The sequence below is a fragment of the Streptomyces capparidis genome (assembly GCF_054782095.1).
This window is the reverse complement of the sequence record NZ_BAAGTD010000068.1, coordinates 17,823-33,020: the sequence shown is the minus strand read 5'-3', so window position 1 is coordinate 33,020 and position 15,198 is coordinate 17,823. Positions and strand designations below refer to the sequence as shown.

General features: G+C 74.9%; 12 protein-coding genes. 10 read left to right on the top strand and 2 right to left on the bottom strand.

Annotated elements, in window-relative coordinates; genetic code table 11:
* The 4 genes from ACYVO2_RS34000 to obgE all read left to right on the top strand — a co-directional run.
* Positions 1 to 3,397: Rne/Rng family ribonuclease (locus ACYVO2_RS34000; RefSeq protein WP_461011955.1), on the top strand; the 3,397-nt coding region annotated here is incomplete at its 5' end.
* Positions 3,398 to 3,632: 235 nt separating this feature from the next.
* The gene (gene rplU, locus ACYVO2_RS33995; protein WP_461011954.1) at positions 3,633 to 3,950 is read left to right on the top strand and encodes a 50S ribosomal protein L21; all 318 of its coding nucleotides are present in this window, start codon (positions 3,633 to 3,635) and stop codon (positions 3,948 to 3,950) included.
* 12 nt (positions 3,951 to 3,962) lie between these two features.
* Positions 3,963 to 4,223, top strand: coding sequence for a 50S ribosomal protein L27 (rpmA, locus tag ACYVO2_RS33990; RefSeq protein WP_461011953.1), 261 nt, complete (start codon positions 3,963 to 3,965; stop codon positions 4,221 to 4,223).
* Positions 4,224 to 4,422: 199 nt separating this feature from the next.
* Positions 4,423 to 5,865, top strand: coding sequence for a GTPase ObgE (gene obgE / locus ACYVO2_RS33985; protein ID WP_461011952.1), 1,443 nt, complete (start codon positions 4,423 to 4,425; stop codon positions 5,863 to 5,865).
* A 172-nt stretch (positions 5,866 to 6,037) separates the two neighbouring features.
* On the opposite strand, the gene ACYVO2_RS33980 is transcribed toward obgE, so the two are convergent.
* Complete coding sequence (locus ACYVO2_RS33980) at positions 6,038 to 8,182, bottom strand: hypothetical protein (protein ID WP_461011951.1); 2,145 nt, start codon at positions 8,180 to 8,182, stop codon at positions 6,038 to 6,040.
* 405 nt (positions 8,183 to 8,587) lie between these two features.
* Between ACYVO2_RS33980 and proB the strand changes: the two genes are divergently transcribed.
* The 5 genes from proB to ACYVO2_RS33955 all read left to right on the top strand — a co-directional run bounded on the left by proB (position 8,588) and on the right by ACYVO2_RS33955 (position 13,615).
* Positions 8,588 to 9,694, top strand: coding sequence for a glutamate 5-kinase (gene proB / locus ACYVO2_RS33975; protein ID WP_461011959.1), 1,107 nt, complete (start codon positions 8,588 to 8,590; stop codon positions 9,692 to 9,694).
* A gap of 194 nt (positions 9,695 to 9,888) precedes the next feature.
* Entirely contained in the window at positions 9,889 to 10,350 is a 462-nt protein-coding gene (locus ACYVO2_RS33970) for a hypothetical protein (RefSeq protein WP_461011950.1), read from the top strand.
* Positions 10,351 to 10,443: 93 nt separating this feature from the next.
* On the top strand, positions 10,444 to 11,715 hold the full coding sequence (locus ACYVO2_RS33965; RefSeq protein ID WP_461011949.1) for a glutamate-5-semialdehyde dehydrogenase: 1,272 nt from the start codon (positions 10,444 to 10,446) through the stop codon (positions 11,713 to 11,715).
* A 144-nt stretch (positions 11,716 to 11,859) separates the two neighbouring features.
* Complete coding sequence (locus ACYVO2_RS33960; RefSeq protein WP_461011948.1) at positions 11,860 to 12,393, top strand: SCO2584 family spore wall biosynthesis protein; 534 nt, start codon at positions 11,860 to 11,862, stop codon at positions 12,391 to 12,393.
* 154 nt (positions 12,394 to 12,547) lie between these two features.
* Positions 12,548 to 13,615 carry an SCO2583 family membrane protein gene (locus ACYVO2_RS33955; protein ID WP_461011947.1) on the top strand — a complete coding sequence of 356 codons (1,068 nt, stop codon included), beginning with the start codon at positions 12,548 to 12,550 and terminating at the stop codon, positions 13,613 to 13,615.
* 103 nt (positions 13,616 to 13,718) lie between these two features.
* On the opposite strand, the gene ACYVO2_RS33950 is transcribed toward ACYVO2_RS33955, so the two are convergent.
* Positions 13,719 to 14,801, bottom strand: a complete 1,083-nt coding sequence (locus ACYVO2_RS33950; protein WP_461011946.1) for a M48 family metallopeptidase — start codon at positions 14,799 to 14,801, stop codon at positions 13,719 to 13,721.
* A 180-nt stretch (positions 14,802 to 14,981) separates the two neighbouring features.
* Here ACYVO2_RS33950 and ACYVO2_RS33945 point away from each other — a divergent pair, with 180 nt between their 5' ends.
* The gene (locus ACYVO2_RS33945) at positions 14,982 to 15,134 is read left to right on the top strand and encodes a hypothetical protein (protein ID WP_461011945.1); all 153 of its coding nucleotides are present in this window, start codon (positions 14,982 to 14,984) and stop codon (positions 15,132 to 15,134) included.
* Positions 15,135 to 15,198: the final 64 nt, after the last annotated feature.

The following is a 15,198-nucleotide window of genomic DNA, read 5'->3' as shown; positions in this document are numbered from 1 at the left end:
CCGCGCCGCCGCGCCCGCGGGCAGCCCGCCCGCGGCGGACCGCTACGCCCCCGAGCGCGTCGCCGAGGCACCCGTCGCCGCGCCCCGCGCCGCGCAGGACGAGCCCGAGGCGGCCCCCGCGCCGAGGCGGACCAGGGCGCGCCGCCGCGCCGAGGCCCCCGCGGGCACCCCCGTCGCCGAGGCCCCCGCGACCCCCGCGACCCCCGTGGAGGAGGCCGCCCCCGCCCCGGCGGAGGACCGCCCGCGGCGCACCCGCCGCCGCGCGGAGTCCGCCGAGCAGCCCGCCGCCCCCGCGGCCCCCGTGGAGGAGGCCGCCGAGCCCGAGGCCGAGGAGACGACCGGCAGGCGCGGCCGCCGCCCGGCGATGCGCCCGCCGACCGCGGTCTTCCAGCCGCCGGTCTTCGAGGCGCCCGTCTTCGCCGAGCCCGTGCACGTGGCGGCCGAGGAGGAGGACGAGGAGGAAGAGGAGGAGGCCGTCGCCGCCGCCCCCGTCTCCCGCCGCCGCCGTCGCCGCCGCGGCGAGCCCGTCGAGGCGTTCGCCGAGCCCGAGCCCGCCGCCGAGGCGGAGGACGGGGAGGAGGACGACCACGAGGCCGCCGAGGAGCACGGCCCCGAGGACGACGAGGACGACAACGAGGAGCGCCCGTCGCGCCGCCGCCGCCGCGGTGGCCGCCGGCGCCGTCGCGGGGACGCCGCCGAAGGGGACGAGCACGGCGACGATCACGGTGCCGAGCAGGGCGCCGAGGCGGAGGACGAGTCGGAGGAGGAGCCCGCCGACGAGGCGGAGCACCCGGACTCCGGGGCCGGCAGCTCCACCACCAGCCGCCGCCGTCGCCGCCGTCGCCGCAGGGGCGGGGAGGTCGCCGAGGCGGGCGAGCCCGCGCCGGACGACCCGGAGCGGACCGTCGTCCGGATCCGCGAGCCCCGCAGGAAGTCCGAGACGGACATCGACGAGGTGCAGTCCATCAAGGGCTCCACCCGTCTCGAGGCGAAGAAGCAGCGCCGCCGCGAGGGCCGCGAGCAGGGCCGCCGCCGGGTGCCGATCATCACCGAGGCCGAGTTCCTCGCCCGCCGCGAGGCCGTGGAGCGCGTGATGGTGGTGCGCCAGCTCGGCGACCGCACCCAGATCGCGATCCTCGAGGACAACGTCCTGGTGGAGCACTTCGTCAACAAGGAGCAGTCCACCTCCTACGTCGGCAACGTGTACCTGGGCAAGGTGCAGAACGTGCTGCCGTCGATGGAGGCCGCGTTCGTGGACATCGGCAAGGGCCGCAACGCCGTCCTGTACGCGGGCGAGGTCAACTTCGAGGCGCTCGGCCTGCACGGCGGGCCGCGCCGCATCGAGACCGCGCTGAAGTCCGGCCAGTCCGTGCTGGTGCAGGTCACCAAGGACCCGATCGGCCACAAGGGCGCCCGCCTGACCAGCCAGGTCTCGCTGCCCGGCCGCTACCTGGTGTACGTGCCCGAGGGCTCGATGACCGGCATCAGCCGCAAGCTCCCGGACACCGAGCGGGCCCGGCTGAAGCAGATCCTGAAGAAGATCGTCCCCGAGGACGCGGGCGTCATCGTGCGCACCGCCGCCGAGGGCGCCAGCGAGGACGAGCTCGCCCGCGACGTGGCGCGCCTCCAGGCGCAGTGGGAGGACATCCGGAAGAAGGCCGCGTCCGGCAACGCCCCGAGCCTGCTGTACGGCGAGCCGGACATGACCGTCCGGGTGGTCCGCGACATCTTCAACGAGGACTTCGGCAAGGTCATCGTCTCCGGGGACGAGGCGTGGGAGACCATCCACTCCTACGTCTCCCAGGTGGCCCCCGACCTGGTGGACCGCCTCCAGCGGTGGACCGGCGAGGTGGACGTCTTCGCCACCTACCGGATCGACGAGCAGCTCCTGAAGGCGCTGGACCGCAAGGTCTGGCTGCCGTCCGGCGGCTCGCTGGTGATCGACAGGACCGAGGCGATGGTCGTCGTCGACGTCAACACCGGAAAGTTCACCGGCCAGGGCGGCAACCTGGAGGAGACCGTCACCAGGAACAACCTGGAGGCGGCCGAGGAGATCGTGCGCCAGCTCCGGCTGCGCGACCTCGGCGGCATCATCGTCATCGACTTCATCGACATGGTCCTGGAGTCGAACCGCGACCTGGTGCTGCGCCGGCTGCTGGAGTGCCTGGGCCGGGACCGCACCAAGCACCAGGTGGCCGAGGTCACCTCGCTCGGCCTGGTGCAGATGACCCGCAAGCGGGTCGGGCACGGGCTGCTCGAGTCGTTCTCCGAGACCTGCGTGCACTGCAACGGGCGCGGCCTGATCGTCCACATGGACCAGGCGACCAGCGTCGGCGGCGGGGGCAAGCGCCGCCGCCGGGGCAAGGGCGCGGTCGCGGTGACCCAGCCGCACGTCGAGGAGCTGCCGGAGCTGCCGGACGGCGCGGAGCCCGCGGTCGTCGCCGAGGCCACGGCGGCGGAGGCGGACACCAGCGCGCCGGAGTCGGTGGAGCAGGTCGAGCCGGTCAGCGTCTCCGGCGTGGAGCTGGTGGACGTGCCGGAGCGGTCCCGTGCGGAGGAGCCGGCCGCCGAGGCCGAGCCCGCCGCCGAGCCGCAGGCCCGCCCCGCCCGCACCCGCCGCCGCGCCACGCGCACGGCCACCGCCCCGGCCGGCCCGCGGCCCGCGGCGGAGACCGAGGCCGCGGTGGTCGTGGTGGCCGCGCCGCGCGCCGAGGAGCCGCGCGCCGAGGCCGCCCCGGAGCAGCCCGCCCCGGAGCAGCCGCAGGCGCCCGCCGAGGCGGCGGCCCCGGCGGAGCCCGAGCCCGAGCCCGCCGAGCCCGTAGGCGTGCCCGCCGCCGCCGAGGCCGCGCCCGTCGGGGCCGAGCCCGCCGCGGAGGAGGCCGTCGAGGCCGCCCCCGCCAAGCGGGCCGCCCGCAAGACGGCCGCGAAGAAGGCGACGGCGAAGAAGGCCGCCACCAAGAAGACGGCCGCCAAGAAGACCGCCGCAAAGTCCACGGCCGCCAAGTCCACCGCCAAGACCGCCGCCAGGAAGGCGACGGCGAGGAAGGCGGCGGACACGGAGCCGGACCGGGTGGCCGAGGCCGACCGGTCCGCGCCCGAGGCCCCCGAGGCCCCCGAGGCCCCCGAGGCGCGGCCCCCGGCCGTCCAGGAGGCCCCGCAGGAGGCCCCGGCCGCGGTGCGGCCGCCCGCCGGCGAGCCGGAGCAGCAGCCGCCGTCCGAGCCGTCCGCGCCGGCCACCACCGCGCGCAAGGCCCCGGCGCGGAAGAAGGCGGCCAAGAAGGCCCCCGCCAAGAAGACGGCGGGCAGCAGGTCGTCGGCCACCAGGAAGGCCGCCGCGGCCCCGCAGACGCCGCCCCCGGCGGTGTCGGCCGCGGTGCCCGAGGGTGCCGACGAGTGAGGCGCGCGCGCCCGCCCCGGGGCCGGTTTGACCCCGGGGCGGGCGCTTCCGTAGCCTTGACCCTCGGCGTGTTTCACGCCGGCTCCTGAGCAACGACCTCCCGGTCTCCCCTCGCGCCGCTCTCCCTCACGGTGGGCGGCACGTGCGTGCGCCGGGAGAGGCCGCCCGTGTCCGTGATCCGGGGCGGCTGGCGTCAGGGGCTCCGACCCGAGCAGCGAAGAGAGTGGGATTCGCGGTGTACGCGATCGTCCGCAGCGGCGGCAGGCAGCACAAGGTTGCCGTCGGCGACGTCATTGAGGTTGACAGGATCCAGGCCGAGCCCGGTGACACCGTGGAGCTCTCGACGCTCCTCGTGGTCGACGGCGACCAGGTCACCAGCGACCCGTGGGTGCTGGCCGGCGTGAAGGTCCACGCCGAGGTGGTCGACCAGACCAAGGGTGCCAAGATCGACATCCTGAAGTACAAGAACAAGACCGGTTACCGCAAGCGCCTTGGCCACCGCCAGCAGTACACGGCGATCAAGGTCACCGGCATCGACTCCGCCGCGAAGTAAGGGGCGTAACAGATGGCACACAAGAAGGGCGCCTCGTCCACCCGGAACGGGCGCGACTCCAACGCTCAGCGGCTCGGCGTCAAGCGCTTCGGCGGCCAGGTCGTCAACGCCGGCGAGATCATCGTCCGCCAGCGGGGCACGCACTTCCACCCCGGTGCGAACGTCGGCCGCGGCGGTGACGACACGCTGTTCGCCCTCGCCGCCGGTGCGGTCGAGTTCGGCACGCGCCGTGGCCGCAAGGTCGTGAACATCGTCCCGGCCGCCGCCGAGTAATCACGCGGGCCAGGACGGCACAGCCGTACCGAGGGCGGACCGCCTCTCCCCGGCAGGGGAAGACGGTCCGCCCTTCGCGTGTTGTGGACCAATGGTGCCGAACGGCGCCATCCGCACCTTTCGCATCCCGCACACCCCCGCCGGCCGCGGGAGCACGCCCGGCCGGCACGTCCAGCACGCCAGTAGGAGGCCAGAGAAGATGACGACCTTCGTGGACCGCGTCGAACTGCACGTCGCCGCGGGTAACGGGGGCCACGGCTGCGCCTCCGTGCACCGGGAGAAGTTCAAGCCGCTCGGCGGCCCGGACGGCGGCAACGGCGGCCGGGGCGGCGACGTGGTCCTGGTGGTGGACCAGAACGTCACCACCCTGCTCGACTACCACCACTCCCCGCACCGCAGGGCCACCAACGGCAAGCCCGGCATGGGCGGCCACCGCTCCGGCGGCGACGGCCAGGACCTGGTGCTGCCCGTGCCGGACGGCACCGTGGTCAAGGACGCCCGCACCGGGGAGACCCTCGCCGACCTGGTCGGCCACGGCACCCGCTTCGTGATGGCCCAGGGCGGGCGCGGCGGCCTGGGCAACGCGGCCCTGGCCTCGGCGCGCCGCAAGGCCCCCGGCTTCGCGCTGCTCGGCGAGCCCGGTGACTCCGGCTCGTACGTGCTGGAGCTGAAGACCGTCGCCGACGTGGCGCTGGTCGGCTACCCGAGCGCGGGGAAGTCGTCGCTGATCTCGGTGCTGAGCAAGGCCAAGCCCAAGATCGCCGACTACCCGTTCACCACGCTGGTGCCGAACCTGGGCGTGGTGACCGCGGGCGACACCGTCTTCACCGTCGCCGACGTCCCCGGGCTGATCCCCGGTGCCAGCGAGGGCCGGGGCCTGGGCCTGGAGTTCCTGCGGCACGTGGAGCGCTGCTCGGTGCTCGTCCACGTGCTCGACTGCGCGACGCTGGAGCCGGGCCGGGACCCGGTGTCCGACCTGGACACGATCGAGGCCGAGCTGGCCGCGTACGGCGGTCTCGACGACCGTCCGCGCCTGGTCGCGCTCAACAAGGTGGACGTGCCCGACGGCCGGGACCTCGCCGAGATCGTGCGGCCCGACCTGGAGGCCAGGGGCCTGCGCGTGTTCGAGGTGTCCGCCGCCTCCCACCAGGGCCTGAAGGAGCTGACCTTCGCCATGGCGGAGATCGTCGCCGGGGCCCGCGCCGCCCGGCCCGTGGTGGAGGCCACCCGGATCGTGCTGCGCCCCAGGGCCGTGGACGACGCGGGCTTCACCGTCACCGCGGAGGAGGGCTTCTTCCGGGTGCGCGGCGAGAAGCCGGAGCGCTGGGTGCGGCAGACCGACTTCGCCAACGACGAGGCCGTGGGCTACCTGGCCGACCGCCTGGCCCGGCTCGGCGTCGAGGAGGAGCTGATGAACCTCGGGGCCAGGCAGGGCGCCGAGGTCGTCATCGGCGACGGCGACGACGCGGTGGTGTTCGACTGGGAGCCCACCATGGCCACCGGCGCCGAGATGCTCGGCCGCCGCGGCGAGGACCACCGCCTGGCCGGCCAGCGCCCGGCGGCGGAGCGCCGCAGGGAGCGCGAGGCGGCCAGGGACGAGCTGGAGGCGGAGTACCGCACGTTCGACCCGTTCGGCGGCTGAGGGCCGCCGGTCGGAGGCCCGGGGCGCAGCCCCGGCGGGGGACCGCAGGACGGAGCCCCACGGCCCCCGGAGGATCCACCCACCCGACGCAGCGGCCCCGGGAGTCCGCCAGGACTCCCGGGGCCGCCGTCCGCCGGAAGGGGCCGTCACCCCACCCCGGCAAGGGGCGTCCTCAGCCGACCCCCACCGTCTCCGCCTCCCCGTTCGCGCCCTCCGCGCGCTGCTCGGCGCTCTCCGAGGGCAGCTCACCGGGCTCCGCCAGGTCCGCGGACTCCGACGGCTCCTCGGCGCGTTGCAGCGGGATCTCGGAGCCGGCCGCGAGCCGCGCCTGGATGCGCAGCCGCCGCTGGTCGGCCCGCGCCGCCAGGGCCAGCGCCGCGTCGTCGAACCGCTCCAGCGAGCTGGGCTCGGACGGGCCGAGCAGGTACGTCTTCAGCGCGGCGCGCGCCGCGGCGAACCGGTCCTCGGCCGGGTCGCGCACCGACTCCAGCAGCGCGGGGACGCCCTTGCCGTCCGGGGTGAGCACGGTGGCGGCCCGCACCGTCGGGAAGCCGTGCCGGAACTGCTCCTCGCTCAGCCCGCTGGTGTTGGCCACCGCGTACGGCTTCTCGCTGCTGAGGAAGTCCGACACCACGCTGGAGACGTCGCTGATCAGCAGGTCCGCGCGGTTGAAGCAGGAGAACAGGTGCGGCCGCGCGTCGGTGATCACCTGGTGCTCCCACTCCGGCAGCGACGCCCAGTACGCGTCCTCCCAGGCGCGGGTGGCCACCTCCAGGGCGGCGGCCCGCTCCGGGTCGGGGCTGCCCTGCACCGACATCCGCTCCAGCTCGTCCGCGGAGGAGCGGAAGGCCACGGCGGTGACCTTCTCCAGCTCGGCGGTGCGCCGCCGCAGCTCGTCCAGGGCCTGCTGCCCGGGGCGGGTGCGCCCGCGCTCGGCGGCCCGCCTGGCGTTCGCCGCGGCGACCATGGCCTTGATCCGCTCGTTCGCCCGCCCGGCCCGCGGGTCCACCGAGCCGGTCATCGGGTGCGGCTTGTACAGCAGCCGCACCCCGGGGTCGGCCAGCAGCTCGCGGACGACGTTCTCCCCGGCCAGGATGATCGAGGTGTTGCCCGGGTCGTCCGTCCAGCCCTCCCAGGTGGGCGCGTACAGCACGGTGGTGAACTCGCCCTCGGGGGCGCCGCGGTACGGCTCGATCGGGGCGAGCTGCGGGCGGCCGACCTCCACCACGTCGCGGTCGTCCACGCCGATGTCGGCCAGCGCGTACCGCTCGCGCGCCGCCTGGCCCGCGACCCACACCTCGTCGTACGCCTTGGCGTACGGGTTGCAACTGGAGAGCTTGTCGCTCTCGCCGTGGTTGATGAACGCGTGCTTGATCGAGGGGATGCGCAGCACCTGCGAGGTCTTGCCGGAGTTCGCCGGGTGCAGCAGCACCTTCAGTGTGGAGTGCTCCAGGTTCATCAGGTGCGCCACCTTGGGGATGCAGATGATCGGCACGTCGGTGGCGTCGATCTTCTGCACCATGAAGCGCTCGCGGAGCACGATCAGCGGCCTGCCGTCCAGCGAGGCCAGCGTGGACAGCCACATGTTGGCCTGGTAGGCCGAGGACTGGCCGCCGGAGAAGTACAGGCCGATGGTCGGCTTGTACGTCTCCAGCCAGCGGTTCAGCCACGCGATGACCTGCTCGTCGCTTGCCGGGCGCTTGCCGGGGAGCAGCCAGGTGGCCAGCCACAGCGCGCCGCCGAGGGCCAGCGCCAGGGTGAGTCCCGCGCCGAGCACGCCCCAGACCACGTCCTCCGTCGCCGCGGTCGCCAGCAGGCCCGCCGTGGCGGGCACGGCCAGCCGCAGCAGCCGGTGCGGGCCGCGCCGCGCCAGGACGCGCGGCGGCGCCGGGCGCAGGTTCAGCGCGGAGGCGTCGATGTTCCGCGTCACCACGGGCAGCGAGCGGCTGCGGCGCACCACCACGGCCAGGGCCTGGATGGCGAAGTGGGTGAGGTACCCGGCGAGCACCAGGGCCAGCAGCGGGAACACCTCCCCGGTCGCGTCGATGCCGTCGATGCGCAGCAGCGCGATCAGGGTGAGGGTGTCGCGCACCTGCTGGCGGACGGTGGCGTCCAGGCGGATCCGGCTGAGCGCGGAGGCCAGGGGGGAGAACCGGTGCTGCACGTACAGGTCGATCGCCAGGCACGCGGAGGTGGCGGCGATCAGCGCGGGAACGTTCGGCAGCACCGCGGCGACGAGCTGGACGGCGAACGCCGCCGCCAGCGCGAGGAGGCCGGCGAGCTGCGCGACACGGGTGGGGGGACCGGCAGAGGGCACGGGCTGGGCTCCTGGCGACATGGGAGACGGGCAGAAGGGGGTGCGGCCACCGGTCGGGGCGGCCGCCGCCCTGTGAACGGCCGGGGTCGTCCGCAGGGTGTGCAGGCTCGTCCTTCCGCCGCACCACCCGTCACCGGCGTGGCGAACGAGGCGGCGGAAGGGCCTGAGCCTTGAAGGTTAGGACGACCGCTTCCGCTGTGACAAAGCGGGGCCGCCCGGTTCACCACGGTGACGGCCGCCGCGCCGCCGCGCCACTGCGGCGGATCCCGGGGTACCCCGGGCGAGGGCCGCGAAACGGACGCCGGAGCGTGAGTCGAGGTCGCTCCCGTAGATTGCCCAGGTGGGGGAACCAGTGGGGACGAGCGTGGGAGACGGACGGACACCGTGGACGCGGACAGGCGACAGGTGGTGGCGGCGCGCAGGGTCGTGGTCAAGGTGGGCTCCTCCTCCCTGACCACCGCCTCGGGCGGGCTCGACGCCGATCGGGTGGACGCCCTGGTCGACGTGCTGGCCAAGGCGCGGGACGGCGACGCCAAGGAGATCGTGCTGGTCTCCTCCGGCGCCATCGCCGCGGGCCTGGCGCCGCTGGGCCTGGCCAAGCGGCCGAAGGACCTGGCCAGGCAGCAGGCCGCGGCCAGCGTCGGGCAGGGCCTGCTGGTGGCCCGCTACACCGCCTCGTTCGCCCGCTACGGCGTCCGGGTGGGGCAGGTGCTGCTCACCGCGGACGACACCAGCCGCCGCGCCCATTACCGCAACGCCTACCGCACGCTGGACAAGCTGCTGGCCATGGGCGCCCTGCCGGTGGTGAACGAGAACGACACCGTGGCCACCGACGAGATCCGCTTCGGCGACAACGACCGGCTCGCCGCGCTCGTCGCCCACCTGGTCCGCGCCGACCTGCTGGTGCTGCTGTCCGACGTGGACGGCCTGTACGACGGCCCGCCGAGCACGCCGGGCGCCGCCAGGATCGCCGAGGTCGCGGGGCCCGAGGACCTGGCCGGGGTGTCCATCGGCAGCGCGGGCAAGGCCGGGGTGGGCACCGGCGGCATGGTGACGAAGGTGGAGGCGGCCAGGATCGCCGCGGCGGCCGGGATACCCGTGGTGCTGACCGCGGCGAGCAGCGCCGCCGACGCCCTGGCCGGCCGCGGGACCGGCACGTTCTTCCACCCCACCGGGCGGCGCTCGGCCGACCGCCTGCTGTGGCTGGCGCACGCCAGCGCCCCCCGGGGCGCGCTGCGGCTGGACGCGGGGGCGGTGCGGGCCGTGGTGGACCGCAGGAAGTCGCTCCTGGCGGCCGGGGTCACCGGGGTGGACGGGCAGTTCTCCGCGGGCGATCCGGTCGACCTTCTTGACGAAAACGGCCACGCCGTGGCCCGTGGACTGGTCAACTTTGATGCGAAGGAGCTGCCCCGGCTGCTGGGCCGGTCCACCCGGGAGCTGGCCCGCGAGCTGGGTCCGGCCTACGAGCGGGAGGTCGTGCACCGGGACGACCTGGTGGTGCTGCGCCCGTGAGGCGGACGGCCGCCGCCGCGCCGGACGGCCGGAGGCGGACCGGAGCGGGCCGCGCGGGTGAACCGATCCGCGCGGGGAACGAGCCACGCGAGTGTTGGGCCGTGCGGGGGAACGAGCCACGCGGGGGATTTGAGCCACGCGGGGGATTGAGCCACGCGGGGGATTGAGCCACGCGGGAGAAGAGGAGGCCGGCGGTGCGACGAGAGCGTCCGAAGGCGCCGTCCCGGGGGACGGCGGAGCGGTCCCTGGCGAGCGTGCCGAGCGGCGAGGCCGCCGAGGCGCCGCGCGGCGCCGGGCGAGAGGACGAGGGCTCGCGGCTGTGGCACGTCACCCTGAGCGTGTCGGGCGCCGAGGCGCAGCTCTCCGACGTCCGGCGGGGCCTGGAGCAGTTGGCGCACGACCACCCGTTCCTGCTCACCAGCAAGTACGGCAGCGACCACGCCGAGATCCGCTACTGGGAGGAGGCCCGCGACCTGCACGACGCGGCGGCGCTCGCCCTGCGGCTGTGGGGTGAGCACAAAACCACCGCGAAGCTGCCGCCGTGGGAGGTCGTCGGCCTGGAGGTGATCGACCGCCGCACCTACCACCAGCGCGTCAGCGAGGGCCGCGGCGCGCCCGCCGCCCGCCTCCCCACCCGGTTCCCCGGCGGCGGGTGACACGGGGCCGCGTCCCCGCCCCCCCGCCCGGCCGGGCCGTCTCGGCATGGGAACACTCCAGCGCCGTCCGAGCCCGCTCAGTACCCTGCGTACATGAGCCGCGAATCCGCTTCCCCCGTCATCGACAGTGCACGCCGTGCCCGTGAGGCGGCCGCCGTCCTCGCGCCACTGCCGCGCACCGCGCGGGACGGCGCGCTGCTCGCGGTCGCCGACGCCTTGGTCGCCCGCACCGCCGAGATCGTCGCCGCCAACGCCGAGGACGTCGCCAGGGCCAGGGCCGCGGGCACCAGCGACGCGATCGTGGACCGGCTCACCCTGACCCCGGAGCGGGTCGCCGCCATCGCGTCCGACGTGCGCGACGTGGTGGCGCTGCCCGACCCGGTGGGCGAGGTGCTGCGCGGCTCCACGCTGCCCAACGGCCTGGAGCTGCGCCAGATCAGGGTGCCGCTCGGCGTGGTCGGCATCATCTACGAGGCCCGGCCCAACGTGACCGTGGACGCCGCCGCCCTGTGCCTGAAGTCGGGCAACGCGGTGCTGCTGCGCGGCTCGTCGTCGGCGTACACCTCGAACACCGCCCTGGTCGGCGTGCTGCGCGACGCGGTCGCCGGCGCCGGGCTGCCCGCCGACGCGGTGCAGTTGGTGCCGGGGGAGAGCCGGGATTCGGTCAAGGAGCTGATGCGGGCCCGCGGCCTGGTGGACGTGCTGATCCCGCGCGGCGGCGCCTCGCTGATCCGCACGGTCGTGGAGGAGTCCACCGTGCCGGTGATCGAGACCGGCGTCGGCAACTGCCACGTGTACGTGGACGCCGAGGCGGACCTGGACATGGCGGTGCGGATCCTGGTCAACGCCAAGGCGTCGCGGCCCAGCGTGTGCAACGCGGCGGAGACCGTCCTGGTGCACGCCGACATCGCCGAGGCGTTCCTGCCGCTCGCGCTGAAGGCGCTGGGCGAGGCCGGGGTGACGGTGCACGGCGACGAGGCCGTGCGGCGCGCGGCGGAGGCGCAGGGCGCGGCCGTGGTCCCGGCGACCGACGAGGACTGGGCGGCGGAGTACCTGTCGTACGACATCGCCGCGGCCGTCGTGCCCGACCTGGACGCGGCGGTGGCGCACATCCGCCGCTGGTCCTCCGGCCACACCGAGGCGATCGTCACCCGCTCGCAGTCCGCGGCCCGCCGCTTCACCCAGTTGGTGGACTCCACGGCGGTGATGGTGAACGCCTCCACCCGGTTCACCGACGGCGGGCAGTTCGGGTTCGGCGCGGAGATCGGCATCTCCACCCAGAAGCTGCACGCCCGCGGCCCGATGGGCCTGCCGGAGCTGACCTCGACGAAGTACGTGGTGACGGGGGACGGTCACATCCGGTAGCCGATCCGGGCGGGGGCCGTCCCCGGCTCGGGCCCGTGCCGTTTCTTCGGGCCACAGCGGACGGACCGCTTCCGGAAGCGGTCCGTCCGCTGTGGCCCGAAGAAACACTGTCCAGGTTCGAGTGGTCGGTAATACGCTGGTTGGGTGCCGGACGACGTGGGGGGCTCAGCGTTCCCTGAGGGCGACCATGGAGGCGCGGACGACGAGTTCGCCTCCGTGGTCTTCGACGAGGCGTTCATCCGGTCGGCGCCGGTCCACGAGCCCAGCGCGCAGGAGCGGCTGCTGGCCGCCGCCCAGGCGCGCGCCGAGGCCGAGCAGACCAGGACCAGGCTCACCGGCCGGGACGACGAGGGACCGGACGGCGGCCACATCCCCGGCCACCCCGACGACGAGTACGGCCACGACTGGGACCACGAGTACTACGACGAGCGGCAGTCCGCTCAGATGTACCGCCGCCATGTGCGGTGGCACCGGACGGTGGCGTGGGTGCTCGCGGTGGTGATGGGCGTGGGCGTGCTGGCGCTGACGGTCGCGGCCGTGTACCGGGGCGCGTCCGGCGGCAGGCCGGAGCCCGCGCCGCCGCCCAACAGCCGGATCGACCCGCCGGGCGGGCGCGACGGCGCGCCGCCCTCACCCGGCCTGCCGAGCGCGGTCCACTCCGCGGTCCCCGGCTCCTGAGCCGGGCCCGCCCGGTGGAGAACTCCACTGACGGTGAATTCGCGGTACGCCGCCCCCACCCCGGCCGGGGGTGCGGCGCCCACCCGGGCCGGCGCCTGAATTCGCCTGACGAGGCGCCGTTCATCCTGCCGCGACCCAGTCTTACTCTGGTGGTATGACCGGCCGCGGAGGCCCTCCCGAGGGTGTGCCAGAGGGTATCCCGGGAGGTGACGACGAGTACGGGTCCATCGTCTTCGATGAATCCTTCGTCCGTGCTGCCCGCATCCAGGAGTACTCCGCGACCGAGCGGATGCGCTCGGACGCCAGGGCGGTGCGCACCCGGCGGGTCGCCGTGGCCGCCCCCGTGTCCCGGCAGGCGATGGCGCTGGTCCTGCTGATCGTCATCGCCTTCGGCACCGCCATCTACATGGGCGTTCGCCACCCCTACAAGGAGCCCACCCAGCCCACCCGCACCCCGCTGGCCGTCACCCTCGTCCCGCTGGCCCCGGCCACGGCGGGCCGCCCGGCCGCGGCCACCGTGGAGCAACTGCTGCGGCGCAGCCCCGCCGCCGGGTACCCCGTGGGCGCCCAGGGCGTCGTCCTGCCGCCCGCCAAGCGCACCGAGCACTTCACGCTGAGCCAGGTGCTCCAGGCCACCGCCACCGCCAAGGACTACGTGGTGGCGTCCTCCCTCGACCCCGACGTGCTGACCCGCGGCCGGACCGGCACCGTGCGGCGGCTGCTCGACCCCGGCCAGCGGGCGCAGTTCGACCGGGGCCTGGCCCGCCCCGCGGACGACGGGCGGCACGCCGCCACCGGCTGGATGGTGCGCTTCGACCCTGCCGAGGTGGCGCTGGCCGACCCGCACGTACGGGTGCGCGGCACGATCGAGGTCAACGAGACCGGCGCGAACGCGCTGGAGGTGGTGGCGGACCACACGTTCGTCTACGCCGTGCGCGAGCGGGGCGGCGCCGCCGAGGCGGGGCCGATGCTGTTCACGGTGCGCCGGGAGCTGCACATGCGGTTCGACCGGGAGGACCTGCGCGAGTCCCGGATCACCCTGGTGGAGTCGGCGGCCGAGGCCGGGCCGCAGGCGTGCACCGCGGACAGCGCCGCGTTCTTCCGGCCGCTGTTCGGCGGGGGCGGGGGCGGCGCCGACCCGCGCGAGTCCGGCGGCACGAACCCCCACGACCACCGCCGCCCGGTCGCCGCGGCCTGCGGCGTGCTGGACCCGGGGGCCTGACGGCGCACGGCGGGGCGGCGCGCGACCGCCGCACCGCCCCGCCTTCTCCGTTCGGGCGCCGTCCGCCGTTCGGGCCGTCCCCGGCCGGCCGGTCCCCGTCAGGTCACTCCGCGGTGCCGCCGCCCTCGCCCGCCGGGTCGCCGTCCCGCGGCGCCGCCCCGCCGGGACGGGTGCCCGTGAACCGGTCGCGCAGCTTGCTGCCGACGTCGCCCGCGCCCGAGCCCAGGTCGCGCAGCAGCCCCATCAGCGGGTCCTTGCTGTTCTTGACCGTGTCCTTGTAGGCACCGGCCGATTCCCGCCACGCCCCGGACACCGACGCGTCCTTGTCCTCCGAGCGCCGCGGGTAGTGGCCGTCCATGATCCGCTGGTAGTCGCGGCTCTCCGCCCACCGCTTGAGCTCGGCGGCCCGCACGGTGGTGAACGGGTGGCTGCGCGGCAGCACGTTGAGGATCTTCAGCACCGAGTCGCGCAGGTCGCCGCCGGCCTCGTACTCCTCGGCCTGGGCGAGGAAGGCGTCGACGTTCATCTCGTGCAGGTGGTTGCCACCGGCGATCTTCATCAGGCCCCGCATGGACGCCTGGAGGTCCTGGCCGACCAGCAGTCCGGCCCGGTCGCAGGACAGCTCCGACTTGCGGAACCACTCGCGCAGCGCGGTGACCACCGCCATGATCGCCAGATTGCCGAGGGGTATCCACGACACCTTGACCGCTATGCCGGTCAGGAACAGCAGGATCGTGCGGTACACGGAGTGCCCGGACAGGGCGTGCCCCACCTCGTGGCCGACGACGGCCCGCATCTCCTCCTCGTCGAGCAGCTCGACCAGGCCCGTGGTGACCACGATGATCGGCTCGTCCATCCCGATGCACATGGCGTTGGGCCGCGGGTCCTGCGTGACGTACATCGGCGGGACCTTCTCCAGGTCCAGGATGTAGCAGGCGTCGCGCAGCATGTCGTTGAGGTGGGAGAACTGCTGGTCGCCCACCCGCACCGAGTCGGAGAGGAACAGCAGCCGAAGGGACCGCTCGGGCAGCAGCCCCGACAGGGCCTTGAAGACGGTGTCGAAGCCGCTGAGCTTGCGCAGCGCGACCAGCGCGGAGCGGTCGGCCGGGTGCTCGTAGGCCCGTGAGGAGATGCCGGGGAAGCGGGTCCTGGCGCGGCTGGGCACGCTCTCGTTGGGCTCGGTCATCGGGTGTCTACCCCCTGGTTGCCTGGGCGGGCTGGTCGGTGCGGCGGCGGCGCCCCGCCGGGGTGGGCGGTCGCCGCGGTCCGCGGGGCTGGGATTAGGCTGGCCGGAGAAATGGCGGAGAGGTGGCGGTTCGTCCGCCTCGTGCCTGCGTCCGCCCCTTGCCGAAGGAGTACGCCTGTCATGCCCGACGTGCCCGACGACCTGCCGACACTGCTCGCCGTCTCCGCGGGCGGCGGCCCCGGCACGCTGCTGAAGTGGGTCATCGTCATCGCGGTCCTCGGCTCGGTCTTCCTGGCGTGGTTCCTCCTGCGCGGCTACCGGGACAGCGACTGACGCGGCGGGCGGGCGCCCGGCCCGGGCGGCCTCGGGGCCGTGCGGGCCGTCGGTAGGGAAGACG